The sequence below is a fragment of the Mycobacterium sp. NGS17 genome (assembly GCF_059813205.1).
On record NZ_JCALED010000010.1, the window covers coordinates 21468 to 44947 of the forward strand.

Consider the following 23480-nt stretch of genomic DNA (forward strand, 5'->3'; position numbering starts at 1 on the left):
TTTTCGTGTCGTGCGCCTGCGTCGAGTGTGAAGCTATGGCGCGCACACGCGGCGTGTCGCCGCCGCAGCTTCACACTGGACGCGGCGAGCGGCCTAGCTCAGCCGCTCGATCACCATCGCCATGCCCTGGCCGCCGCCGACGCACATGGTCTCCAGACCGAACGTCTTGTCATGCGTCTGCAGGTTGTTGAGCAGCGTGGTGGCGATGCGGGCACCCGTCATGCCGAACGGGTGGCCCAGCGCGATCGCACCGCCGGAGACGTTCAGCTTGTCCTCGTCGATGCCCAGCTCGCGCGCCGAACCCAGCACCTGGACCGCGAACGCCTCGTTGATCTCGAACAGGTCGATGTCGCTGACCGACAGCTTGGCGCGCGCCAGCGCCTTTTTGGTCGCCTCGATCGGACCGAGGCCCATGATCTCCGGGGACAGGCCGCTGACCCCGGTGGACACGATGCGCGCCAGGGGAGTCAGGCCCAGTTCCTTGGCCTTCGTGTCGCTGGTGATCACCACCGCGGCGGCGCCGTCGTTGAGCGGGCACGCGTTGCCCGCGGTTACCGTGCCGTTGGGCCGGAACACCGGCTTGAGCTGGCTGATCTTCTCGTAGGTGGTACCGGGGCGGGGGCCGTCGTCGGTGCTCACCGTGGTGCCGTCGGGCAGGGTCACCGGGGTGATCTCGCGCTCGAAGAATCCGCTCTTGATCGCCTCCTCGGCGCGGTTCTGGCTGCGCACTCCCCAGTGGTCCTGGTCTTCGCGGCTGATGCCGGTCAGCAGCGCGACGTTTTCGGCCGTCTGGCCCATGGCGATGTAGACGTCGGGGATGTTGTCGTCGGCGCGGGGGTCGTGCCACTCCTCGGCGCCCTGGGCCGCGGCGGCCGACCGCTCCTGAGCCTCATCGAACAGCGAGTTCTTGGTGTCCGGCCACGAGTCGGCGCTGCCCTTGGCGAAGCGCGACACGGTTTCCACACCCGCGGAAATGAAGGCGTCGCCCTCACCGGCCTTGATCGCGTGGAAGGCCATCCGCGAGGTCTGCAGCGACGACGAGCAATACCGGTTGACGGTGGTGCCAGGCAGGAAGTCGAAGCCGAGCTCGACCGCGATGACCCGCGCCAGGTTGAATCCGGATTCCCCGCCGGGCTGGCCGCAGCCCAGGATCAGGTCGTCGATCTGGTGCGGATTCAGCGCGGGCACCTTGTCGAGGGCGGCGCGCACGATCTGGACGGTCAGGTCGTCGGGGCGCATGTTGACCAGCGACCCCTTCATCGCGCGGCCGATCGGCGAGCGAGCAGTTGAGACGATGACGGCTTCAGGCATGGCGGTTCCCTTCAGATCACTGCAGATCCCACAGATGGGGCTGGCTCGCTTCACCGTTGGGCGGTAGGTCCACCGCGACGGGCGAGATCAAATCTAGTCGCTGCCGACCTCGGGGCACGAAGACGGGGCAGGTCCGAGCGTCGGGCGCCGCCACAGCCGCGACATCACGCTGGTGCGGGTGTGCCCCTGACCGAGCACCGGTGCCGCCGCGGGCACCGCCGGAGTCAGCGGCGGCCGCTGGACCTCCTCACCCAGCGCGTCGCAGAGGGCGAGCAGCAGCGCGTCGGCCGCGAGCGCGTAGGCGGGTGCGGAGGGGTGGAAGCCGTCGGCGGAGAACATCACGTCGGGGGTGGCGCGGAATTGCGGCGCCATCAGTTGCGCCAACGGCACCGGCACACCGCCGGCCGAGCGGACCGCCGCGGTCTGGGCCCGGGCAAGCTGCAGGCAGCGCTCGTGCGCGATCGACCGCAACGGCTGCGGGATGGCGCTGATGAATCCGAGGTCCGGGCAGGTCCCGACGATCACCACGGCGCCGCGGGCGCGCAACTTGCGTACGGTCAACCCCAGCCGCTGCGCCGACTGGCTGATGCCGTTCAGCGCGGTCACGTCGTTGGCGCCGACCATCATCACCGCGATGTCCGGCGGCGGGCCGGCCACGAACATCGCGTCGACCTGACCGCACACGCCCTTGGAGGTGGCGCCCACGATCGCCTTGGTGCTCAACCGGATTCGCTTCCCGGTCTGCTCGGCCAGGCCGCGGGCGATCAGCACCCCGGGCACTTCGTCGGCGCTCATGCAGCCATATCCGGTGGCGGTCGAGTCACCGAAGATCATCAGGTGCTGGTCCACCGCCATGCCGCGGTGCCAGCGTTCCACCGGGCCGCCGCCGCGCACGTACACGCCGTCGGCGCGGGGCGGGATGTCCCACGCTTTCGGAATGATCGTGCGCGCGTGCGTGGCCTGGCCGACCAACAGGCTCCGCGCCCCCAGGTAGGCGGTTCCTGTTGAGGCCAGCGCGCCTGCTGTGGCCAGAGCGATTGCCGAACGACGTGGCACACGCATGGTCACGCAATCAAGTTTAGTGCGACTTAAGAGTTCTCGGCGTGCGGCTGGAAAACGAACTGATCACGGTGCGAAGCAAAACTGGTATCAAATCAGCTATTTCATACGTTGTACTAAGCAACGCCTGTCAAGCTGAAGACAAGGGATTGGCTGAGCGCTCTGGCAAACGGCTGAACCAGACGCTCGGGCTCCTCGTCACATGCTGTATCGCACTACAACGGCGTAGGAAGTGTTGAGCATGACCGCACCTAGTAAGGAATCGGGGTTATCGGCAAATACCGTTCGGCCCCATGACGTCCTGCGAACGCGTCGAGCCCAGGCGCGCAAATTCGCGATCAGCGACGGCGCCCCGGTCGAGGTCCTGGAATCGGGGCCCAGCGTCGCCGCGCGACTGGCGAACCTCACCTCGCGGCTGACCATCCGGCCGATTCTGTCCGTCGGCAGCCACGTCCCCAACCTGCCGTGGCCCTGGGGTCTCATCGATCTCACGGCCCGGGTGCTGATCCCGGCGTCGGCCACGGTTCGCGAGACGGTGCAGCTGCCCCACGCGTCGGCGCAGCTGGTGCGCGCTCCCGGGGTGCTGCCCGCCGACGGCAGCCGCCGCGTGATCGTCTACCTGCACGGCGGTGCCTTTTTGACCTGTGGGGCGAACTCGCATGGCCGGCTGGTCGAAGCCCTCTCCAAGTTCGCCGACTCGCCGATCTTGGTGGTCAATTACCGTCTGCTGCCGAAGAATTCGGTCGGAATGGCGATCGACGACTGCCATGACGCGTACCGGTGGCTACGGCGGCGCGGATACGAACCGGACCAGATCGTGCTGGCCGGCGACTCCGCGGGCGGCTACCTGGCGCTCACCCTGGCCCAACGCCTCCAGGAGGAGGGCGAGGATCCCGCGGCGCTGGTGGGAATCTCGCCGCTGCTGCAGCTGGCCAAGGAACCCAAGCAGGCCCACCCCAACATCGAGACGGATGCGATGTTCACCGCCGGGGCGTTCGATGCGCTCGCCGAGCTGGTGGCCGGCGCGGCCGAGAAGAACATCGTCGACGGGAAGCCCGAAGAGATCTACGAGCCGCTGGACCACATCAAGCCGGGATTGCCGCGCACGCTGATCCACGTGTCGGGCTCCGAGGTGCTGTTGCACGACGCGCGGCTGGCGGCGAGCCGGCTGGCCGCGGTGGGCGTGCCGGCCGAGGTGCGGGTATGGCCCGGACAGGTCCACGACTTTCAGCTCGCGGCGCCGATGGTGCCCGAGGCCATCCGCTCGCTGCGGCAGATCGGCGACTACATCCGCGAAGCCACCGAGTAGGCGCGCGCAAACTCCGCGGAGTGTGGTTGTGCGCCGCGCGAAACCGCCTGAGACGATGAACGCATGCGGATCGCGCAGCACATCAGTGACCTCATCGGCGGCACACCGCTGGTGCGTCTGAACTCCGTCGTCCCCGACGGCGCCGGCATCGTGGCGGCCAAGGTCGAATACCTCAATCCCGGTGGCAGCTCGAAGGACCGGATCGCGGTCAAGATGATCGACGCCGCCGAAGCCAGCGGGCAGCTTCGCCCCGGCGGCACCATCGTCGAACCCACCTCGGGCAACACCGGCGTCGGGCTGGCCCTGGTCGCCCAGCACCGCGGCTACAAGTGCGTGTTCGTCTGCCCCGACAAGGTCAGCGAGGACAAGCGCAACGTGTTGATGGCCTACGGCGCCGAGGTCGTCGTCTGCCCGACGGCCGTGCCGCCCGATCATCCGGACAGCTACTACAGCGTCTCCGATCGGCTGGTCACGGAGATCGACGGCGCGTGGAAGCCCGACCAGTACGCCAATCCGGAAGGCCCGGCCAGCCACTACGCCACCACCGGCCCGGAGGTCTGGGCCGACACCGACGGCAAGGTCACCCACTTCGTCGCCGGCATCGGTACCGGCGGAACGATCACCGGCGCGGGCCGCTACCTCAAAGAGGTGTCCGGCGGCGCGGTGCGCATCATCGGCGCAGACCCCGAGGGATCGGTGTATTCCGGCGGCACCGGCCGGCCCTACCTCGTGGAGGGCGTCGGCGAGGACTTCTGGCCGCAGGCATACGACCCCACGATTCCCGACGAGATCATCGCCGTTTCCGACTCCGACTCGTTCGACATGACCCGGCGGCTGGCCCGCGAGGAGGCGATGCTGGTCGGCGGGTCGTGCGGGATGGCGGTGGTCGCCGCGCTCAGGGTCGCCGAGCAGGCCGGGCCCGACTCGATCGTGGTGGTGTTGCTGCCCGACGGTGGGCGGGGCTACATGTCGAAGATCTTCAACGACGCCTGGATGTCGTCGTACGGGTTCCTGCGCAGCCGCCTCGACGGCTCGACCGACCAGTCCAGGGTCGGCGACGTGCTGCGCCGCAAGTCCGGGGAGCTGCCCGACCTGGTGCACACCCACCCGTCCGAAACCGTGCGCGACGCCATCGGCATCCTGCGCGAGTACGGCGTGTCGCAGATGCCGGTGGTGGGGGCCGAGCCGCCGGTGATGGCGGGGGAGGTGGCCGGCAGCGTCTCCGAACGCGAACTGCTCTCGGCCGTCTTCGAGGGCCGGGCGAAATTGGCGGACGCGGTCGCGCAGCACATGAGCCCGCCGTTGCCGATGATCGGGGCCGGAGAGTCCGTCAGCGCGGCCGGCAAGGCGCTGCGCGATTGGGATGCGTTGATGGTGGTCGAGGAAGGCAAACCGGTCGGGGTGATCACCCGCTATGACTTGCTGGGTTTCCTCTCCGACGGTCCTCGGGGGCTGTCCGGGCGCCGGTGATTCGCGACGCCGCGCGTCTCGCCCGGCCGCGACGCGCTCGGGTACTGTTTCGGCCTAGTTCGGCTGGACGCGAGTGGAAGGTTGCCCATGACCGATCAACCGCCGCCCGGCGGCGCTTACCCGTCACCTCCCTCGTCGTCCGGCCCCTCGGGTGGTCAGCAGCCGCCCTCGGGCGGGCAGGAGACCGCGCCGCCTCCGCAGTCCGCCGCCGGTGGGTCCTACCCGCCGCCCCCGCCGCCGCCCGGCGGGTCCTACCCGCCGCCCCCACCCTCGGCGGGGGGATACGCGCCGCCACCACCCGGACCGGCGATCCGCACGCTGCCGACGCAGGATTACACGCCCTGGCTCACCCGGGCGCTGGCATTCATCATCGACATCCTCCCGTACGTCGTCGTGCACGGCATCGGCACCGCGATCCTGGTCGCCACCCAACAGACCGCCTGCATCACCGACGTCACGCAGTACGCCGTCAACCAGTACTGCGCCACGCAGAACTCGACCGCCGGCATGGTGGCGCAGTGGCTGGCGTCGATGATCGGGCTGTTCTATCTGATCTGGAATTTCGGCTACCGTCAGGGCACCACCGGCTCGAGCGTCGGCAAATCGGTGCTCAAGTTCCACGTGGTCAGCGAAGTCACCGGCCGGCCCATCGGCTTCGGAATGTCGGTGGTGCGCTCGCTGGCGCACTTCGTCGACGCCGTCATCTGCTTCATCGGTTTCCTTTTCCCGCTGTGGGATTCGAAGCGTCAAACGCTGGCGGACAAGATCATGACGACGGTGTGCCTGCCGATCGACGGCGCCGAGAGGCCCGCTGTCACCTAGGCTGATCGTCGATGAGCGACGACCCGAACCGCCATGCCGAGTTCACCGGGCTGGCCACCAAAGCCATTCACTCCGGCTATCGGCCGGACCCGGCAACCGGCGCGGTGAACGCACCGATCTACGCCAGCAGCACGTTCGCCCAGGACGGTGTCGGCTCCCTGCGCGGCGGGTTCGAGTACGCGCGCACCGGCAACCCGACGCGGGCCGCACTGGAAGCGGCGCTGGCCGCCGTCGAAGACGGCGCCTACGGGCGAGCCTTCGGTTCGGGCATGGCCGCCACCGACTGCGCGCTGCGCGCGGTGCTGCGGCCCGGGGACCACGTGGTGATCCCGAACGACGCCTATGGCGGCACCTTTCGATTGATCGACAAGGTCTTCACTAAGTGGAACGTCGAATACACCCCGGTGGCGCTCCATGAGTTGGACGCCGTCGCCGCCGCGATCACGCCGCGGACCCGGCTGATCTGGGCGGAAACCCCCACCAACCCGCTGCTGTCCATCGCCGACATCGAGGCCCTGGCCGAACTGGGCCGGCAGAATTCGGCAAAGGTGTTGGTGGACAACACTTTTGCCTCACCCGCTCTGCAGCAGCCGTTGACGCTGGGCGCCGACATCGTGCTGCACTCCACCACCAAATACATCGGCGGGCACTCCGACGTCGTGGGCGGTGCGCTGGCCACCAACGACCAGGAGCTGGACGAGGCGTTCGCCTTCCTGCAGAACGGGGCCGGCGCGGTGCCCGGCCCGTTCGACGCCTACCTGACGATGCGCGGCCTCAAGACGCTGGTGCTGCGCATGCAGCGGCACAGCGAAAACGCTTCGGCCGTAGCGGAATTCCTCGCCGGCCACCCCGCGGTGAGCACCGTGCTCTACCCAGGTCTGCCATCACACCCCGGACATGAGGTCGCCGCACGGCAGATGCGCGGTTTCGGCGGCATGGTGTCGGTGCGCATGCGCGGCGGCCGCGACGCCGCCCGCGAGTTGTGCGCCAAGACAACGGTGTTCATCCTGGCGGAATCGCTGGGCGGGGTCGAATCGCTGATCGAGCATCCCAGCGCCATGACGCATGCCTCGACGGCCGGGTCGCAATTGGAAGTGCCCGACGATCTGGTGCGCCTGTCGGTCGGCATCGAGGACATCGCCGACCTGCTGGCCGATCTCGATCGGGCGCTGAGCTAATGGCGGGCGCGGGCGGCCCGCCGCCATCGGATCAGGAGTGGTAGGGCTCCGCGCTGAGCAGCTTCACCTTCACCGTGTTGCCGTTTGGCACGGTGTAGCTGCGGGTCTCGCCCACCTTGGCGTCGATGAGAGCGCCGCCCAGCGGGGAGTTCGGGGAGTACACCTCGAGCTTGCCGTCGTTGACGCCCTCCTGGCGGGTGGCGATCAAAAAGGTCTCCGTGTCGGACTCGTCGCCGTTGTAGCAGACCTTCACCACCGAGCCCGGCAGCGCGACGCCGGACTGCTTGGGTGCCTCGCCGACCTTCGCGTTGTTCAGCAGGTCCTGCAGCTGGCGGATGCGCGCCTCCTGCTGGCCCTGCTCTTCGCGGGCGGCGTGGTAGCCACCGTTCTCGCGCAGGTCGCCTTCCTCGCGGCGGTCGTTGATCTCCGCGGCAATGACCGGACGATTCGCAATCAAGTGATCGAGCTCGGCCTTGAGTCGGTCGTGTGACTCCTGGGTAAGCCAGGTCACGGAAGTGTCCGTCATCTCGTCGTGCTCCTCGTATGTTGTTCCGCGAGTTCGCGTTGAGTCCTGTTAGCTCCGCCGCTCCCGACGTGTGCGTCCCGCCCCGTGTGCTGCCGCTCCGTTTTGCTCACGGCCGCTAATGCAGCAACACGGTCCCAACCGGAACCGTGTATTAATCCATGTTACCACCGCGCAAACACTTGATGACCCGATATTCGCAGTTCGGTCGCGGATTAGAAGGTCACGCCGGGCGCAGGTAGGCGGGCACATCGGTGCCGCAGCCATAGATGTCGGCCACCACCGGCGGTTCGAAGGATTTCACCGTCGTGGTCACCTGCACGGTGGCCGCGTCCGACGGCGGGACCAGCAGCTCTCGCCGGCCCGTCTCGCTGCCGTCCTGAGATCGCACCCGCACGATGCAGTCCACCGGCCGCGACGGATCCGATCGCGTCACGCTGATCGTTATCGACGCCGTCTGGTCGTCGATCACCCGATAGCCGGCCATCGTCCCCTTGACGTCGCTGGTGCCGAACCGGTGATAACCGATGAGGGCAACGACGAGCCCCGCCACGACTACCAGCACGCTCAGCGTGAGGATCACCCACCGCCGGGGGATACGAGACAGCCGGGAGCGCCCGTAGCGGGTCTCCGGACGCGAGGCAGGAGTTTCGGTCATAGCTGGTTATGCCTGGTTGTCGGCTGCCCGGCACCGGCCGACAGCATGCAACGAACTCGAAACTGGAATTATAGGGTCAGACCGGGCGACCAGCAGGTGAGACAAGGGGGCACGTGAGCGAATTGCGGTTAATGGCGGTGCACGCCCACCCCGACGACGAGTCCAGCAAGGGCGCGGCCACGCTGGCCCGCTACGCCGACGAGGGCCATCGAGTGCTGGTGGTGACGCTGACCGGCGGTGAGCGTGGCGACATCCTCAACCCGGCGATGGACCTGCCCGAGGTGCACGGACACATCGCCGAAATTCGCCGCGACGAGATGGCCAAGGCCGCCGAGATACTCGGCGTGGAGCACACCTGGCTGGGTTTCGTCGACTCCGGCCTACCCCAGGGCGACCCCCCGCCGCCGCTGCCCGAGGGCTGTTTCGCGCTGGTGCCGCTGGAGGAGTCGGTGGAGGCGCTGGTCCGGGTGGTCCGCGAGTTCCGTCCGCACGTGATGACCACGTACGACGAAAACGGCGGCTATCCCCACCCCGATCACATTCGCTGCCATCAGGTTTCGGTCGGCGCTTTCGAGGCGGCCGGCGATTATCGGCGCTTCGCCGACGCCGGCGAGCCGTGGACGGTGTCCAAGCTCTACTACAACCACGGCTTCCTGCGCGCCCGGATGCAGTTGCTGCACGACGAAGCCATCAAGCACGGACATGAACCCCCGTTCAAGAAGTGGCTCGAGCACTGGGACGCCAAGCACGACCCGTTCGCGTCCCGGGTGACCACGCGCGTCGAGTGCTCGGCGTACTTCAGCCAACGCGACGACGCGCTGCGGGCGCACACCACGCAGATCGACCCGGACCACGACTTCTTCGCCGCTCCCATCGAGTGGCAGCAACGGCTCTGGCCCACTGAGGAATTCGAGTTGGCGCGGTCGCGGGTTCCGGTCCGCCTACCCGAGGATGACCTGTTCGCCGGAATCGAGAGCGACGAGTGAATCACCTGTTTCTCGCCGCCCTCGGCTGGCAAGCCGACGGCCAGCCGCACCACACCGGCCCCGATTTCGGCAAGGCCAGCCCGATCGGGCTGCTGATCGTCGTGCTGCTGTTGATCAGCACGCTGTTCCTGCTGCGTTCGATGAACCGGCAGTTGAAGAAGGTGCCGGACACGTTTGATCCCAAGCACCCCGAACCGGACCAGGCCGCCGACGAGGGCACCGACGCGGTCGACCGGGATGAGGCGGACGGCTCGCCGCGAGCCCCGGGGCCCGGCGATGAGCCCGGCTGACTCCGCTTCGACGAATACCCTTGGCCTGGCGACGAGCCCGTATCTGCGCCAGCACGCCGACAATCCGGTGCATTGGCACCAGTGGACCCCCGAGGCGCTGGCCGATGCCGCCGCCCGTGACGTGCCTATCCTGCTGTCCGTCGGCTACGCCGCCTGCCACTGGTGCCATGTCATGGCCCACGAATCATTCGAAGACGACGAAGTGGCCGCCGCGATGAACGCGGGGTTTGTCTGCATCAAGGTCGACCGTGAGGAACGCCCGGACATCGACGCGGTCTACATGAACGCCACCGTCGCCCTCACCGGGCATGGCGGCTGGCCGATGACCTGTTTCCTCACTCCGGACGGCCGCCCCTTCTTCTGTGGCACCTACTATCCGAAAGATGGGTTCCTGCAACTCCTTTCGGCGGTATCCGCGACGTGGCGGGAGCGTCGTGGCGAGGTGGAGGAGGCCTCGGACCATATCGCCGGCGAGCTACGCCAGATGGCGTCCGGTCTGCCCGGCGCCGGTCCTTCGGTGGCGCCGGAGCTGTGCGACCACGCCGTCGCCACGCTGCTGCAGGAGCGCGATGCGGTGCACGGCGGGTTCGGCGGCGCGCCCAAATTCCCGCCGTCGGCGTTGCTCGAGGCGTTGCTGCGCCACTTCGAGCGCACCGGTTCGCCGGCGGCCCTTGCGGCGGTATCGCACACCGGCAACGCGATGGCACGGGGCGGCATCTACGACCAACTCGCCGGCGGCTTCGCCCGATACAGCGTCGACAATGCCTGGGTGGTACCGCATTTCGAGAAGATGCTCTACGACAACGCCCTGCTGCTGCGCGCGTACGCGCACTGGGCGCGGCGCACCGATGACCCGCTGGCGCGCCGGATCACCGCCCAGACCGCCCGATTCCTGCTCGACGATCTGGCCGACGGTGCCATGTTCACCTCGTCGCTGGACGCCGACGCCGACGGCCGCGAGGGTTCGACCTATGTGTGGACACCGGCGCAGCTGAACGAGGTGCTCGGACCCGACGACGGGCCTTGGGCGGCAAGCATTTTCGCCGTCACCCAGAGCGGCACGTTCGAGCACGGCACCTCGGTGCTGCAGGCCCGCGCCGATGCCGATGATTCGCAGCGGTTGCACCGGGTGCGGTCCGCGCTGCTGGCCGCCCGGCGCACCCGAACGCAGCCCGGACGCGACGACAAGGTCGTCTCGTCCTGGAACGGGCTGGCGATCACCGCGCTGGCCGAAGCCGGCGTGGCGCTGGGCGAGCCCGAACTGGCCGCAGCCGCGCGGCGTTGCGCGCGTGCGCTGCTGGACCTGCATGTGGTCGACGGCCGGTTGCGGCGCGCCAGCCTGGGCGGCGTGGTCGGCGAGAGCGTTGCGATCCTCGAGGACTACGCGATGCTTGCCACCGGGCTCCTTGCGCTGTATCAGCTGACAGCCGAGGCGATCTGGCTGACGACGGCAACCGATCTGCTGGACACCGCGCTGGCGCACTTCGCCGATCATGCACAACCCGGCCGCTGGTTCGACACCGCCGACGACGCCGAGCGGTTGGTGCTCCGGCCGGCCGACCCGCTGGACGGCGCGACCCCGTCGGGGGCGTCGTCGATCACCGAGGCGCTGCTGACCGCCGCGCACCTGGTCGACGGTGACCGTGCCGAGCGGTACCTGCGCGCGGCCACCGAATCGCTGGGTGCGCACTCGGTGCTGCTGGAACGCGCGCCGCGGTCGGCCGGGCATTGGCTGGCCGTCGCGGAAGCGGCGGTGCGCGGACCGCTGCAGATCGCGGTTGCCTGCGACCCGTCGGCTTCGACGCTGCTGGCCGACGCGCGACGGCTGGCGCCGGGCGGGGCGATCGTCATGGGCGGGGAGGTGGATTCGTCGCCGCTGCTGGCCGGTCGGCCCCGTGTGGGCGGCGCCGACGCCGCCTACGTGTGCCGCGGCCAGGTCTGCGACCTGCCGGTGACCGGTGCAACCGAATTGGCCGCCGCCCTGGGTGTTGCGGGTCACTGAAGCCGATGGCGGCGACCCGCCACGCCCGGCTACCCCGCGCTGGCGATCGCCACTAGCGCGGGGTTACCCTGCGTCCCATGCCGAATGCCGCCAAGACCGAAGCGATCAGGAACACGGTCAACCGCTACATCGAACTGGTCGCCAAGGGCAGCGCCGACGACTTGGTCGAGTTGTACGCCGACGACGCCACCGTCGAAGATCCGGTCGGCGGCGAGGTGCACATCGGCCGGCAGGCGATCCACGGCTTCTACTCCGCGATCAACGAGTTGCAGCGCGAGTGCGAACTGGTGACGCTGCGCGTCGCAGGCAACGAGGCGGCCTTCCAATTCCGGCTGACCGTGACCGCGGGCGAGCACCGCATGGTGATCGAGCCGATCGACGTCATGGTCTTCGACAGCCGGGGCAAGATCGCCTCGATGAAGGCCTACTGGTCGCCGGACGACGACGTCACCCCCGCCTGATCGGGGTGATGAGGCAGCCCTAGCCGCCCAATAGCCAGGCGTGGTCGCCCGTGTAGAAGACGGCGAACCACATGGCGATGTAGTGCAGAATCGCCGCAATCGCGGTGAAGGCGTGGAAGAACTCGTGATAGCCGAACGTCTTCGGCCACGGGTCGGGCCAGCGCAGCCCGTAGAAGATGCCGCCCACGCTGTAGAACACGCCGCCCACGGCCAGCAGCACCATCGCGGCCACGCCGGCCTGGTGCAGGATCGTGGGCGCGAACCAGACGGCCACCCACCCCAGCAGCAGATACAGCGGCACGCCGACCCAGCGCGGCGCCGTCGGCCAGCACATCTTCAACGCGATGCCGGCGGCCGCGCCGCCCCACACGATGCACTGCACCAGCACCCCGGTGTCCTGCGGCATGACCAGCCGCGCGAACGGGGTGTAGCTACCGGCGATGAAGACGAAGATCATCGAATGGTCCAGCCGCTTCATCCGGCTGCGCGCGACGTCCGACTTCCACTGCACCCGGTGATAGGTCGCGCTGACCGCGAACATCGCCACCGTCGCCGCTGCGTAGACCAGCGTCGAGTGGCCGGCGCGGGGCGAGGAGGCCGCCCACGACACCGACACCAGCGTGGCGCCGGTGATGATGGCCAGCCACGCGGAGACGAAGTGGATCCAGCCGCGCATCCGGGGCTTGCCCAAGACCTGGGCGGCACCCTCGGCGAACTGCTCGACGGTGTTCCCCGGAACGATCGAGTCGGATTCGGGCTCCGGGTTGGGGACGGTGCTGGTCTGGCTGCTCATGTCTCCTGTGTCTTGTTCTCGCAACGATGGATACCGGCGGAAGTCGCCCAAGGCTGCTCAGAATCCACAGTAGCGAGGGATGGTTACGGCGCAGTCTCGACTTCTCAGGTTTCTCAGGCACCGAGCCGAAATGAGACCGGTGAATTGATCACCGCTGGCAGTAGGGTGGATGTTCGTGGAAATTATCCCACCGCGCCTCAAAGAGCCGCTGTATCGCGTCTACGAGTTGCGGCTGCGGCAGGGCCTGGCCGCCTCGAAGTCACAGCTGCCGCGGCATATCGCCGTGCTGTGCGACGGGAACCGGCGATGGGCCCGCGACGCGGGATACGTAGACGTCAGCTACGGCTACCGGATGGGTGCGTCCAAGATCGCCGAGATGCTGCGCTGGTGTCAGGAAGCCGGCGTCGAAATGACGACGGTGTACCTGCTGTCCACGGAAAACCTGCAACGCGATCCCGACGAGTTGGCCGGGCTGATCGAGATCATCACCGATGTCGTGGAGGAGATCTGCGCACCGGCCAACCGCTGGAGCGTGCGCACGGTGGGGGACTTGGAACTGCTCGGCGACGAGCCGGCCCGCCGCTTGCGCGGGGCCGTCGAGTCCACGCCCAGCGTCGCGTCCTTTCATGTCAACGTGGCGGTCGGCTACGGCGGCCGGCAGGAGATCGTCGGCGCGGTGCGCGCGTTGCTCAACAAGGAACTCGCCAACGGCGCCACCGCCGAGGAGCTCGTCGACGCCGTGACCGTCGACGCCATCTCCGAGAACCTCTACACGTCCGGCCAGCCCGACCCCGACCTGGTGATCCGCACGTCGGGCGAGCAACGGTTGTCCGGGTTTCTGCTGTGGCAGAGCGCGTATTCGGAGATGTGGTTCTGCGAAACGCATTGGCCCGCGTTCCGCCGCGTCGACTTCCTGCGCGCGCTGCGCGACTACAGCCGGCGGGATCGCCGGCACGGCAAGTAACCCCGAAGGTCTCAAGCGCCCGCGTGCCACACTGAGTGCATGGCTGCGCTGTCGGCGGTGGTGTTCACGCTGAGCGCCTGGCTGGGCCTCTATCTGGCGGCCCGCGATCCGCGCAAGCCCGTCCTCGCGCTCACCGCGATCGGACTGTGTGGGTTCGCGCTCGTGGTGGGGCTGGACGCGGTCCGGATCGCCAGTCCCGCGTACGCTCCGGCGTTGAGCAGAGCCGAGATCTACCTGGCGACCGTCCCCGGCGTGGCGTGGTTCGCGGTGCTCGTCGAGTTGTGCCGGCCCAGCGACGTGTCCCGGGGCCGCACCCGCGAGGTGCTGCTCGTGGCCGCGGTTGCCGCGCTGACCCTGTTCGGGGCGACGCTGGCCGGCGGCGTCGACGGGCCGCTGCGGCCGGGCCACTGGCTGATGTTCGCGGTGATCTCGCTGTCGACGCTCGGCGCGATGGCTGCCGTATTGCGCCGGCCGCGGCGCCCCAGGCCCGCGGTGGGACTGGCCATCACGGCCACCCTGTTCTTCGCGCTGAGCAACGCGATCCTGATCATTCCGCTGGGCCTGGTGCCCAGCTGGGTCGCGCTGGCGTCCACGAGTTGCGATGTCCTGGGGCTCGGAGTCGCCGTCGCCCTGTGGGACGCGTTCGACGAGGGTCACGCGCTGCGCGCCGACATGCTCCGCTCGTTCTCCGGTTCGGTGGCGGTGGCGGTGCTGTTCGGCGGTCAGGCGCTGATCGGGTTGGCGGTGACCGGCAACGATCCCGGTGCGCAGACCGCGCTCACGGTGCTGCTGTTCACCAGCCTCGCGATCGCGATCACCGTGCAGGTGCTCGCGGATCCGCTGGCCGGCCTGCTCGACCGGCTCGCATTCTCGAAATCGCCTGCGCTGCGGGCGGATCGGGCCGCGCTGCGGCATACCGGTGCGGCACTGCCCCTGCGTCAGGAGCACCCGCTCGCCGACGTCGACGACGTCACCTTCGCCAGACTCACCCGGCGGGCGCTGGGCCATTACGGTGACCTCACCAAGCTGGTCGCCAGCCCGCTGACCGCATTACCGCTGATCGACGAGCGGCTGGCGGCCCGGGGAGCCCCCGACCAACCGATCGAGCGGGCCAACGAACTCAAGGCCGTGCTGGCCGACGGCATAGCGCGGCTCAAACCGCGCGACGGCGGCGACTTCGGGACCAGCGAAGAGTGGCGCTACTACAACTCGCTGTACTTCCCCTACGTCGTCGGGGTGCGTGCCTACGCGCAGAACGCCACCGCCTCGGGGCTGGATCCGACCGCGCGCCAAGCCTGGCACTGGTTCGTCACCGAGGTGCCGCAGCGTTCGCTGCACAACTGGCAGAACGCCGCGGCCCGCTTGATCGCCGCCGATCTTCGCGGGCGGATCCCGGTTCCCAGCGACTCGAACGGGTAGCAGTCCACCGCGGTCGCCTTTGGCAGAGCACATCTGTGGCTCCTGGGGCCGCTGAGGCCCATTGGTTGGCGCGTGTCAAATATTTACCCGCCGATGGGAATAAGTCGGGTGAACCCCCTCGTCGTTGTATCCGTGGCACTAGTTGGCAGCGCCACGAGTCGATATGGCAGTGCACTGGCGGCACCCTCAAAGCTGTTCGACCCAACCCGCCATCGCGAGGAGTAAGCAGATGAGCTCTATTACCGGCGTATCAACAATCCCGACCCGGCCCCTCTACGACTCGACGGACTCGCTGTTGCGTTTTGCCGTGCGTGCCGACGCAACCCTGACGGGCATGTTCGGCTTGGCCATCGCCTTTCTCGCCGACCCGATTTCGTCGCTGACCGGCCTGACGTCCTTCCAGGAATACTGCGTGGGCGTCGTTTTCGTGCTCGCCGGCCTGCTGGTGTTCAGCCTCGGCGCGCTACCGGAACTGCGCCGCGTCGGTATCAGCGTCATGGTGGTCAATGTGGTGTTCACGCTGGCCTCGATCGTGGCCGCGGAAGCGCTGCCGCTGACCCTGACGGGCGTCGCGTTGACGTTGGCCACCGGCGCATACACCGCTGCGTTCGCGGGACTGCAATACCTGGGAGTGCGTCGCCTCGAGGCGTGATCTGCCGCCCGGCCGGGTGCGGGGCGTCAGAGCTTGCGCAACCGCAGCCGGTTGATGGAGTGGTCGGCGTCTTTGCGCAGCACCAGGGTGGCGCGTGGCCGGGTGGGCAGGATGTTCTCGACCAGGTTGGGGCGGTTGATCGAGCGCCAGATCTCGCGCGCGGCGGCCACCGCCTTGGTGTCGTTCAACGCCGAGTAGTGGTGGAAGTGCGATTCGGGATCCGCGAAGGCGGTGCTGCGCATGGCCAGGAATCGCGATACGTACCACTGCTCGATGTCTTCGATTCGGGCGTCGACGTAAACGCCGAAGTCGAACAGGTCCGACACCATCAGGGTCGGACCGGTCTGCAGAACGTTGAGGCCCTCCAGGATCAGGATGTCGGGGTGGCGGACCACGTGCTTGGCCCCGGGGATGATGTCGTATTTGAGGTGCGAATAGACCGGCGCGCAGGCGTAGTCCGATCCGGATTTGACCGACGTCACGAACCGCATCAACGCCCGGCGGTTGTAGCTCTCCGGAAACCCCTTGCGGTGCATCAGGTTTCGGCGATCCAGCTCGGCATTCGGGTACAGGAAGCCGTCGGTGGTGACCAGGTCCACCCGGGGGTGATGGTCCCAGCGCGCCAGGAGCGCCTGCAACACACGGGCGGTCGTCGACTTGCCGACCGCCACGCTGCCGGCCACCCCGATGATGAACGGCACCGGCCGGTCCGGGGCTTGCTGGGGTTCGCCGAGGAATTCGGCGGTGGCGGCGAACAGTCGCTGCCGCGCGGCGACCTGCAGGTGAATGAGCCGGGCCAGCGGCAGGTAGACCTCTTCGACTTCGAGCAAGTCGATCTGCTCACCCAGGCCCCGCAGGCCGACCAGTTCTTCCTCGGTGAGGGCCAGCGGCGTCGACATACGAAGCGCGCGCCATTGCTTTCGGTCGAACTCCACATATGGGCTCGGCTCGCTAAGCCGCGGCATAGTGCAAGTGTTACAGGAGCGATGAAATGCCGAACGGCTGGGCTGGCGAAAAGTCAGCGCTGGATAGCGCGAGCGCCCTCACTGTGGGGTTAGTCGGCCGACTAGTCTCGTTCTCATGTCAGCCGACTTGACCCGCACCGCCATCTCGACCGCGTCACCGGGCGCCGACTACGCCGACACCGCGACCGCTGCCTACCGAGCAGCACTGCAGGTGGTCGAGTCCGTCGAACCACGCATCGCCGCGGCGACGCGCAAAGAGCTCGCCGACCAACGTGATTCGCTCAAGCTGATCGCCAGCGAGAACTACGCGTCGCCTGCGGTCCTGCTGACCATGGGGACCTGGCTGTCAGACAAGTACGCCGAGGGCACCGTCGGACATCGGTTCTACGCCGGATGCCAGAACGTTGACACCGTGGAAAGCGTCGCCGCCGAGCACGCTCGTGAGCTGTTCGGGTCGCCGCACGCCTACGTGCAGCCGCACTCGGGCATCGACGCCAACCTCGTTGCGTACTGGGCGATCTTGGCTACCCGGGTCGAGGCGCCGGGCCTGGCCGACGCCGGCGTCAAGCACGTCAACGACTTGTCCGAGGCGGACTGGGAGAAGCTGCGCAACAAGTTGGGCAACCAGCGCCTGTTAGGCATGTCGCTGGACGCCGGCGGCCACCTGACCCACGGCTTCCGGCCCAACATCTCCGGCAAGATGTTCCACCAGCGCAGTTACGGCACCGACCCCGACACCGGGTTCATCGACTACGGCGCCGTCGCGGCCGCCGCGCGCGAGTTCAAGCCGCTCGTGATCGTGGCCGGCTACTCCGCCTACCCGCGCCGGGTCAACTTCGCGACGATGCGTGAGATCGCCGACGAGGTCGGTGCCACCCTGATGGTGGACATGGCGCATTTCGCCGGGCTGGTGGCGGGCAAGGTGTTCACAGGCGACGAGGATCCGGTGCCGCACGCCCACGTCACGACCACGACGACGCACAAGTCGCTGCGCGGTCCGCGCGGCGGCCTCATCCTGTGCCAACCCGAATACGCCGACGCGGTCGACAAGGGCTGCCCGATGGTGCTCGGCGGGCCACTGTCACACGTGATGGCGGCCAAGGCCGTCGCGCTCGCCGAGGCGAGGCAGCCCGCGTTCCAGGCCTACGCGCAGCGGGTTGCGGACAACGCCCAGGCCCTGGCCGACGGCTTCCTCAAGCGCGATGCTCAGCTGGTCACTGGGGGCACCGACAACCACCTCGTACTGCTCGACGTCACATCGTTCGGCTTGACCGGGCGCCAGGCCGAGTCGGCCCTGTTGGACGCCGGCGTCGTCACCAACCGCAACGCCATCCCCGCCGACCCCAACGGCGCCTGGTACACCAGCGGCATCCGGCTCGGCAGCCCGGCGCTCACCACCCGCGGCTTCGGTCCGGCCGACTTCGACCGGGTGGCCGAGCTGATGGTCGACGTTCTGTCCAACACGAAGCCGGAAGGCACCTCCAAGGCCAAGTACTCGCTGGCCGATGGCACCGTCGAACGGGTCAGCGCGGCCGCGGCCGAACTGTTGGACGCCAACCCGCTCTACCCCGGCCTCGCGCTGTAGGTTTCCGCCGTACGAGGGGCCTCTGGGAGTGGAGCCCGGCCGGACGGCGCGCTCGGGGACGAAAGTCACCAGTTGGCGCGACACGGCCCGGTCGATTTCATGAACCTGTGTACGCGGGTTACAGTTATCTCATGGCCGAAAGACCTGTCGCTAACGCGCTGACCCTGGAACTCGAGCCGGTCGTCGAAGCGAACATCGACCGCCACCTGTCCACCGAAGAAATCTGGTTCGCGCACGACTACGTGCCCTTCGACCGGGGCGAGAACTTCGCCTTCCTGGGTGGACGCGACTGGGATCCGTCGTCGATGACGCTGCCGAGGCCGTTGACCGACGCGTGCGAGATCCTGCTCCTGCTCAAGGACAACCTCGCCGCGCACCACCGCGAGCTGGTAGAGCACTTCATCCTGGAGGACTACTGGGGCCGCTGGCTGGGCCGGTGGACCGCCGAGGAGCACCTGCACGCGATCGCGCTGCGTGAGTATCTGGTGGTGACCCGAGAGGTCGATCCGACCGCCAACGAAGAGGCCCGCGTCCAGTACGTCATGAAGGGCTACCGCGCCGACACCTACTCGCAGGTGGAAACCCTGGTGCACATGGCGTTCGTCGAACGCACCCACGCGGTGTTCTGCGAGAACCTGGCCGCGCAACTCGAGGAGCCCATCCTGGCCGGCCTCATCGACCGGATCGCCCGCGACGAGCGGCGCCACGAAGTCTTCTTCTCGAACCTCGTCGCGCACTGCCTCGAGTACACGCGCGACGAGACGATAGCGGCGATCGCCGCCCGCGCGGCCGACCTGCAGGTGCCCGGCGCCGACATCGACGCGTACCGGGACAAGGTGCAGAACGTCGAAAAGGCAGGCGTTTTCGGTCCTGAGCAACTGCGCCAGGCGATCTCCGACCGCATCACCGCATGGGGGGTCGCGGACGACCCCCAACTGCGGCACTTCGTCGTCGGCTGAACGCGCGCCTCTCTCGATACCGGCCACCGGATGAAGGTGGTCGCGGCTCGCCACGTCGGCGCGCCTGCACAGCGGGCACGCGGCCACCGGAGTAGCGTCGTTCTCGATGGTCAGCGTCATGCTCTGCTGCCAGGGCGGCACCTCCCGTCACCACAACGGAAGGACCGGCCCCGGTCCTGGTGCTGCGGTTCCCGTCGACATGCCTGTGCGGGTCCGCGCGGGCTCATCCCGCTCGAGGAGCGCTACGTGACCGATATCCGGACCTACGTGATCGACACTTCCGTGCTGCTGTCCGACCCCTGGGCGTGCAGCCGGTTCGCCGAACACGAGGTGGTTGTTCCGTTGGTGGTGATCAGCGAGCTGGAGGCCAAACGCCACCACCACGAGCTGGGCTGGTTCGCCCGCCAGGCGCTGCGGCTGTTCGACGACCTTCGGCTGGTGCACGGACGGCTGGATCAGCCCATTCCCGTTGGGGCGCAGGGTGGTTCGTTGCACGTCGAGCTCAACCACACGGACCCGACGGTGCTGCCCAGCGGCTTCCGCAACGACAGCAACGACTCCCGGATCCTGAGTTGCGCCGCCAACCTCGCGGCCGAAGGCAAACGAGTTACGTTGGTCAGCAAGGACATTCCGCTCCGGGTCAAGGCCGCCGCGGTGGGGCTGGCCGCCGACGAATACCACGCGCAGGACGTGGTCGCGTCCGGATGGTCGGGGATGCGCGAGATCGAGACCGCCACCGAAGACATCGACGCCCTGTTCACCGACGGCGAGATCGATCTGGTGGAAGCGCGAGACCTGCCCTGCCACACCGGTGTTCGGCTGCTCGGCGGCAGCTCTCATGCGCTGGGCCGGGTGAACGCGGACAAACGCGTCCAGCTGGTGCGCGGCGACCGCGAGGCGTTCGGGCTGCGCGGACGGTCCGCCGAACAGCGAGTGGCGCTCGACCTGCTGCTCGACGAATCGGTGGGCATCGTGTCGCTGGGCGGCAAGGCGGGCACCGGGAAGTCGGCGCTCGCGTTGTGCGCCGGTTTGGAGGCGGTGCTGGAGCGGCGCACCCAACGCAAGGTGGTCGTCTTCCGCCCGCTCTACGCCGTCGGCGGCCAGGAGCTGGGATATCTGCCCGGCAGCGAGAGCGAGAAGATGGGCCCGTGGGCGCAGGCCGTCTTCGACACCCTCGAGGGCCTGGCCAGCCCGGCGGTGCTGGAGGAAGTGCTGTCCCGCGGCATGCTCGAAGTGCTTCCGCTGACCCACATCCGGGGCCGGTCGCTGCACGACTCGTTCGTCATCGTCGACGAGGCGCAGTCGCTGGAGCGCAACGTCCTGCTGACCGTGCTGTCCAGGCTGGGCACCGGATCGCGGGTGGTGCTGACCCACGACATCGCGCAGCGCGACAACCTGCGCGTGGGCCGCCACGACGGCGTCGCGGCCGTGATCGAGAAGCTCAAGGGCCACCCGCTGTTCGCCCACATCACCCTGCTGCGCAGCGAGCGATCGCCGATCGCGGCCCTGGTCACCGAGATGCTCGAGGAGATCGCCGGCCCGCAGTGAGGGTGCCTGACCAGCGCGCTTGAACCCGGGTAACGGCGTCTTCGATAAACTTCTGCGGTGGCGAAACGACCCGACACCCAAGCCTGGCGCTACTGGCGCACGGTTGTCGGTGTGGCGGCTGCCGTCGCGGTGCTGGTGATCGGCGGGCTGACGGGCCACGTGACGCGCGCCGACGATCTGAGCTGCTCGGTCGTCAAGTGCGTCGCGTTGACCTTCGACGACGGGCCGGGGCCGTTCGATGAGCGACTGCTGCAGATCCTGAAGCAGAACGACGCCAAGGCCACCTTCTTCCTGATCGGCAACAAGGTGGCCGCCAACCCCGCGGGTGCCAAGCGCATTGCCGACGCGGGGATGGAAATCGGCAGCCACACCTGGGAACACCCCAACATGACCACGATCCCACGCGAAGACATCGCCGCCCAGTTCGCCAAGGCCAACGACGCGATCACCGCCGCGACCGGGCGCACCCCGAACCTGTATCGCCCCGCCGGGGGGCTGTCCGATCCGGTGGTCCGACAGACCGCCGGCCAGTTCGGGCTGGCCGAAATCCTCTGGGATGTCATCCCTTTCGATTGGGCGAACGACTCGAACACGGCCGCGACACGCTACATGTTGATGACTTACCTCAAGCCGGGCTCGGTGGTGTTGTTCCATAACACGTACTCGAGCACCGTCGACTTGGTGTACCAGTTCATTCCGGTGCTCAAGGCCAACGGCTACCGGCTGGTGACGGTCAGCGACCTGCTGGGGCCACGCGCCCCTGGCAGCAGTTACGGCGGCCGGGAGAACGGTCCGCCCGTCAACGCATTGCACGACATCCCGCCCGGCGACATCCCCACGCTGCCCAACACCCCCTCGCCGAAACCGATGCCCAACTTCCCGATCACCGACATCCCGGGGCAGAACTCCGGAGGGCCGAACAACGGTGCCTAGCACGGATTTCGAACCTACCTCTACATGATCACCGTGGGCTGGCTTCGGGATCGGCTCCCGCCGTCATGGCGTGGCCAGGCGCGGCAACGTGCCACGGGGCAACGAAAGTCTGTTCGGCGGTGGTTGATCCAGTACGGGTTCGACCTGAGCCTGTCCTACGTCCTGGCCGTCGTCGAAGCGGCCGCCATCTTGATTCCGCTGCGGGGCCACACTTCCGTCGGCGCCAACGCCGACTTCGCGCGGCAGAACACGGTGCCGGTGGTGTTGCTCGTCGTGCTGGGCATCGTCAGTGTCGCGGTGGCCGGCGCCATCAGCCTGGCTCCCACAGTGCGCTGGTTCGTCGCGGGCGACGACCCCACCCCGCAGCAACGCGAAGCCGTGATGAAGCTGGCCGGGCGCCAGTCGGCGATCCTGGTGACGTCCTGGGCGCTGACCGGCGGGATCTTCATCCTGTTGAATCTCACTGACAGACCGCAGCTTCTGCTGCCGATCGTGCTCGGCGTGCTGCTCGGCGGATCGGCCGCGGCCGGCACCGGGATGCTGATCGCGCAGCGCACCCTGCGACCCATCATGCGCGCCGCCACGTTGGGCGCCGAGCCGCGGCTCGCGGTGCCGAGCGTGTATGCCCGCCTGGTCCTGCTGTGGTTTCTGTGCAGCGCATTTCCCATCGCGGTCATTGCGACGATGGTCGTTCTGCGCTCGTACGGGTGGCTGATCGAGAAGTCGGCGTCGCTGGACGTGCCGATTCTGGTGGTGTCGCTGGCGGCGCTGGTGCTGGGACTGCCCACCATGATCTTGACGTCGCGGTCGATCTCGGATCCGGTGGGCGAGGTCGTCGACGCGATGGCCGAGGTCGAGCACGGCCGCATGGACACCTATGTCGGCGCCTACGAACGCTCCCAGATCGGGCGATTACAAACGGGATTCAACCGGATGGTGGCGGGGCTCGCTGAGCGGGACCGGATACGCGACCTGTTCGGGCGTCATGTCGGGGCCGACGTCGCGCAGCGCGCCCTCAACGAGGGCGCATCCCTGTCGGGCGACGTGGTCGAGGCGGCCGTGCTTTTCATCGACCTGGTGGAATCCACCAGGCTCGCGGAAAGCCGCCCCCCGCAAGAGGTCGCGGAGGTGCTCAACGACTTCTTTCGCATCGTCGTGAACGCCGTCGACGAACATCACGGGCTGGTCAACAAGTTCGCCGGCGATGCCGCGCTGGCCGTCTTCGGGGTGCCGCTGCCGGCCGACGAGCCGGCCTCGTCGGCCCTGGCGACCGCCCGTGCGCTGGGCTCCCAATTGCGACGGCTGCCGGTCGATTTCGGCATCGGCGTCTCGGCGGGGCGGGTGTTCGCCGGAAACGTCGGCGCCGAAAACCGGTACGAATACACCGTGATCGGTGACGCCGTCAACGAAGCCGCGCGACTGGCCGACCTCGCCAAAACCTCCGACCGGCGGATCCTGTGCTCGGCGGGCGCCGTCGAAGCCGCAGGCGAGGCCGAGCGCGCGCAGTGGGCCGAGTGCTATTCCACGGTACTGCGCGGACGATCCGAGGCCACCCACGTCTCGGCGCCGACGGGCTCGGCGGGCTAGCCGGCC

22 protein-coding genes are annotated in these 23480 nt (G+C 68.2%); 16 read left to right on the plus strand and 6 right to left on the minus strand.

What is annotated here, in order from left to right; translation table 11 throughout:
- Positions 1–93 precede the first annotated feature (93 nt).
- Together AC5Y7E_RS20160 and AC5Y7E_RS20165 are read right to left on the minus strand one after the other, a co-directional pair.
- Complete coding sequence (locus tag AC5Y7E_RS20160) at positions 94–1311, minus strand: acetyl-CoA C-acetyltransferase (RefSeq protein ID WP_499918367.1); 1218 nt, start codon at positions 1309–1311, stop codon at positions 94–96.
- Between the two features lie 93 nt (positions 1312–1404).
- Positions 1405–2367 (minus strand): SGNH/GDSL hydrolase family protein, encoded by a 963-nt coding sequence (locus AC5Y7E_RS20165; protein ID WP_499950612.1) that lies wholly within the window; start codon positions 2365–2367, stop codon positions 1405–1407.
- 244 nt (positions 2368–2611) lie between these two features.
- Between AC5Y7E_RS20165 and AC5Y7E_RS20170 the strand changes: the two genes are divergently transcribed.
- The 4 genes from AC5Y7E_RS20170 to AC5Y7E_RS20185 all read left to right on the plus strand — a co-directional run bounded on the left by AC5Y7E_RS20170 (position 2612) and on the right by AC5Y7E_RS20185 (position 7149).
- Positions 2612–3679 (plus strand): alpha/beta hydrolase fold domain-containing protein, encoded by a 1068-nt coding sequence (locus AC5Y7E_RS20170; RefSeq protein ID WP_499950523.1) that lies wholly within the window; start codon positions 2612–2614, stop codon positions 3677–3679.
- Between the two features lie 63 nt (positions 3680–3742).
- A complete protein-coding gene (locus AC5Y7E_RS20175; protein WP_499950524.1) occupies positions 3743–5149 on the plus strand; it encodes a cystathionine beta-synthase in 1407 nt (468 codons plus the stop codon).
- 87 nt (positions 5150–5236) lie between these two features.
- Positions 5237–5971: an RDD family protein gene (locus AC5Y7E_RS20180; protein ID WP_499950525.1), complete on the plus strand. Its 735-nt coding sequence runs from the start codon at positions 5237–5239 to the stop codon at positions 5969–5971.
- Positions 5972–5982: 11 nt separating this feature from the next.
- Positions 5983–7149, plus strand: coding sequence for a cystathionine gamma-synthase (locus tag AC5Y7E_RS20185; RefSeq protein WP_499950526.1), 1167 nt, complete (start codon positions 5983–5985; stop codon positions 7147–7149).
- Between the two features lie 31 nt (positions 7150–7180).
- On the opposite strand, the gene greA is transcribed toward AC5Y7E_RS20185, so the two are convergent.
- Positions 7181–7675, minus strand: coding sequence for a transcription elongation factor GreA (gene greA, locus AC5Y7E_RS20190; protein ID WP_067348672.1), 495 nt, complete (start codon positions 7673–7675; stop codon positions 7181–7183).
- A 220-nt stretch (positions 7676–7895) separates the two neighbouring features.
- Positions 7896–8330 (minus strand): DUF4307 domain-containing protein, encoded by a 435-nt coding sequence (locus AC5Y7E_RS20195; RefSeq protein WP_499950527.1) that lies wholly within the window; start codon positions 8328–8330, stop codon positions 7896–7898.
- A gap of 113 nt (positions 8331–8443) precedes the next feature.
- Here AC5Y7E_RS20195 and mca point away from each other — a divergent pair, with 113 nt between their 5' ends.
- The 4 genes from mca (at position 8444) to AC5Y7E_RS20215 (ending at position 12069) form a co-directional block, all read left to right on the plus strand.
- Entirely contained in the window at positions 8444–9316 is an 873-nt protein-coding gene (gene mca, locus AC5Y7E_RS20200) for a mycothiol conjugate amidase Mca (protein WP_499918359.1), read from the plus strand.
- Positions 9313–9606, plus strand: coding sequence for a hypothetical protein (locus AC5Y7E_RS20205; protein WP_499918357.1), 294 nt, complete (start codon positions 9313–9315; stop codon positions 9604–9606). Before mca ends, AC5Y7E_RS20205 begins: the two co-directional genes overlap by 4 nt.
- The gene (locus AC5Y7E_RS20210; protein WP_499950528.1) at positions 9593–11608 is read left to right on the plus strand and encodes a thioredoxin domain-containing protein; all 2016 of its coding nucleotides are present in this window, start codon (positions 9593–9595) and stop codon (positions 11606–11608) included. The genes AC5Y7E_RS20205 and AC5Y7E_RS20210 overlap by 14 nt, the downstream gene beginning before the upstream one ends.
- A 77-nt stretch (positions 11609–11685) precedes the next feature.
- Positions 11686–12069 carry a nuclear transport factor 2 family protein gene (locus AC5Y7E_RS20215; protein WP_499950529.1) on the plus strand — a complete coding sequence of 128 codons (384 nt, stop codon included), beginning with the start codon at positions 11686–11688 and terminating at the stop codon, positions 12067–12069.
- A 19-nt stretch (positions 12070–12088) separates the two neighbouring features.
- Here AC5Y7E_RS20215 and trhA read toward each other — a convergent pair whose 3' ends face one another.
- The gene (gene trhA / locus AC5Y7E_RS20220) at positions 12089–12862 is read right to left on the minus strand and encodes a PAQR family membrane homeostasis protein TrhA (RefSeq protein WP_499918354.1); all 774 of its coding nucleotides are present in this window, start codon (positions 12860–12862) and stop codon (positions 12089–12091) included.
- Between the two features lie 175 nt (positions 12863–13037).
- Here trhA and AC5Y7E_RS20225 point away from each other — a divergent pair, with 175 nt between their 5' ends.
- The 3 genes from AC5Y7E_RS20225 to AC5Y7E_RS20235 all read left to right on the plus strand — a co-directional run bounded on the left by AC5Y7E_RS20225 (position 13038) and on the right by AC5Y7E_RS20235 (position 15897).
- Positions 13038–13826 (plus strand): (2Z,6E)-farnesyl diphosphate synthase, encoded by a 789-nt coding sequence (locus AC5Y7E_RS20225; protein WP_499918995.1) that lies wholly within the window; start codon positions 13038–13040, stop codon positions 13824–13826.
- Between the two features lie 39 nt (positions 13827–13865).
- Complete coding sequence (locus tag AC5Y7E_RS20230) at positions 13866–15245, plus strand: hypothetical protein (RefSeq protein ID WP_499950530.1); 1380 nt, start codon at positions 13866–13868, stop codon at positions 15243–15245.
- 229 nt (positions 15246–15474) lie between these two features.
- The gene (locus AC5Y7E_RS20235) at positions 15475–15897 is read left to right on the plus strand and encodes a hypothetical protein (protein WP_499950531.1); all 423 of its coding nucleotides are present in this window, start codon (positions 15475–15477) and stop codon (positions 15895–15897) included.
- Positions 15898–15923: 26 nt separating this feature from the next.
- Here AC5Y7E_RS20235 and coaA read toward each other — a convergent pair whose 3' ends face one another.
- The gene (coaA, locus tag AC5Y7E_RS20240; protein WP_499918351.1) at positions 15924–16862 is read right to left on the minus strand and encodes a type I pantothenate kinase; all 939 of its coding nucleotides are present in this window, start codon (positions 16860–16862) and stop codon (positions 15924–15926) included.
- Between the two features lie 115 nt (positions 16863–16977).
- On the opposite strand from coaA, the gene AC5Y7E_RS20245 reads away from it, so the two are divergent.
- From AC5Y7E_RS20245 to AC5Y7E_RS20265, 5 genes are all read left to right on the plus strand, one after another.
- Positions 16978–18447, plus strand: coding sequence for a glycine hydroxymethyltransferase (locus AC5Y7E_RS20245; protein ID WP_499950532.1), 1470 nt, complete (start codon positions 16978–16980; stop codon positions 18445–18447).
- 131 nt (positions 18448–18578) lie between these two features.
- A complete protein-coding gene (locus tag AC5Y7E_RS20250) occupies positions 18579–19406 on the plus strand; it encodes an acyl-ACP desaturase (protein ID WP_499950533.1) in 828 nt (275 codons plus the stop codon).
- 246 nt (positions 19407–19652) lie between these two features.
- The gene (gene phoH2, locus AC5Y7E_RS20255; RefSeq protein ID WP_499918347.1) at positions 19653–20954 is read left to right on the plus strand and encodes an RNA 5'-3' helicase PhoH2; all 1302 of its coding nucleotides are present in this window, start codon (positions 19653–19655) and stop codon (positions 20952–20954) included.
- A gap of 57 nt (positions 20955–21011) precedes the next feature.
- Positions 21012–21887 carry a polysaccharide deacetylase family protein gene (locus AC5Y7E_RS20260; RefSeq protein ID WP_499918346.1) on the plus strand — a complete coding sequence of 292 codons (876 nt, stop codon included), beginning with the start codon at positions 21012–21014 and terminating at the stop codon, positions 21885–21887.
- A 144-nt stretch (positions 21888–22031) separates the two neighbouring features.
- On the plus strand, positions 22032–23474 hold the full coding sequence (locus AC5Y7E_RS20265; protein WP_499950613.1) for an adenylate/guanylate cyclase domain-containing protein: 1443 nt from the start codon (positions 22032–22034) through the stop codon (positions 23472–23474).
- Positions 23475–23480 lie beyond the last annotated feature (6 nt).

What these genes read in the sequence shown, in the direction of transcription:
- AC5Y7E_RS20160 (WP_499918367.1), bottom strand. Translation starts at nt 1,311, where the DNA reads ATGCCTGAAGCCGTCATCGTCTCAACTGCTCGCTCGCCGATCGGCCGC.
- AC5Y7E_RS20170 (WP_499950523.1), top strand. Translation starts at nt 2,612, where the DNA reads ATGACCGCACCTAGTAAGGAATCGGGGTTATCGGCAAATACCGTTCGG.
- AC5Y7E_RS20175 (WP_499950524.1), top strand. Translation starts at nt 3,743, where the DNA reads ATGCGGATCGCGCAGCACATCAGTGACCTCATCGGCGGCACACCGCTG.
- AC5Y7E_RS20180 (WP_499950525.1), top strand. Translation starts at nt 5,237, where the DNA reads ATGACCGATCAACCGCCGCCCGGCGGCGCTTACCCGTCACCTCCCTCG.
- AC5Y7E_RS20185 (WP_499950526.1), top strand. Translation starts at nt 5,983, where the DNA reads ATGAGCGACGACCCGAACCGCCATGCCGAGTTCACCGGGCTGGCCACC.
- greA (WP_067348672.1), bottom strand. Translation starts at nt 7,675, where the DNA reads ATGACGGACACTTCCGTGACCTGGCTTACCCAGGAGTCACACGACCGA.
- AC5Y7E_RS20195 (WP_499950527.1), bottom strand. Translation starts at nt 8,330, where the DNA reads ATGACCGAAACTCCTGCCTCGCGTCCGGAGACCCGCTACGGGCGCTCC.
- AC5Y7E_RS20210 (WP_499950528.1), top strand. Translation starts at nt 9,593, where the DNA reads ATGAGCCCGGCTGACTCCGCTTCGACGAATACCCTTGGCCTGGCGACG.
- AC5Y7E_RS20215 (WP_499950529.1), top strand. Translation starts at nt 11,686, where the DNA reads ATGCCGAATGCCGCCAAGACCGAAGCGATCAGGAACACGGTCAACCGC.
- trhA (WP_499918354.1), bottom strand. Translation starts at nt 12,862, where the DNA reads ATGAGCAGCCAGACCAGCACCGTCCCCAACCCGGAGCCCGAATCCGAC.
- AC5Y7E_RS20230 (WP_499950530.1), top strand. Translation starts at nt 13,866, where the DNA reads ATGGCTGCGCTGTCGGCGGTGGTGTTCACGCTGAGCGCCTGGCTGGGC.
- AC5Y7E_RS20235 (WP_499950531.1), top strand. Translation starts at nt 15,475, where the DNA reads ATGAGCTCTATTACCGGCGTATCAACAATCCCGACCCGGCCCCTCTAC.
- coaA (WP_499918351.1), bottom strand. Translation starts at nt 16,862, where the DNA reads ATGCCGCGGCTTAGCGAGCCGAGCCCATATGTGGAGTTCGACCGAAAG.
- AC5Y7E_RS20245 (WP_499950532.1), top strand. Translation starts at nt 16,978, where the DNA reads ATGTCAGCCGACTTGACCCGCACCGCCATCTCGACCGCGTCACCGGGC.
- AC5Y7E_RS20250 (WP_499950533.1), top strand. Translation starts at nt 18,579, where the DNA reads ATGGCCGAAAGACCTGTCGCTAACGCGCTGACCCTGGAACTCGAGCCG.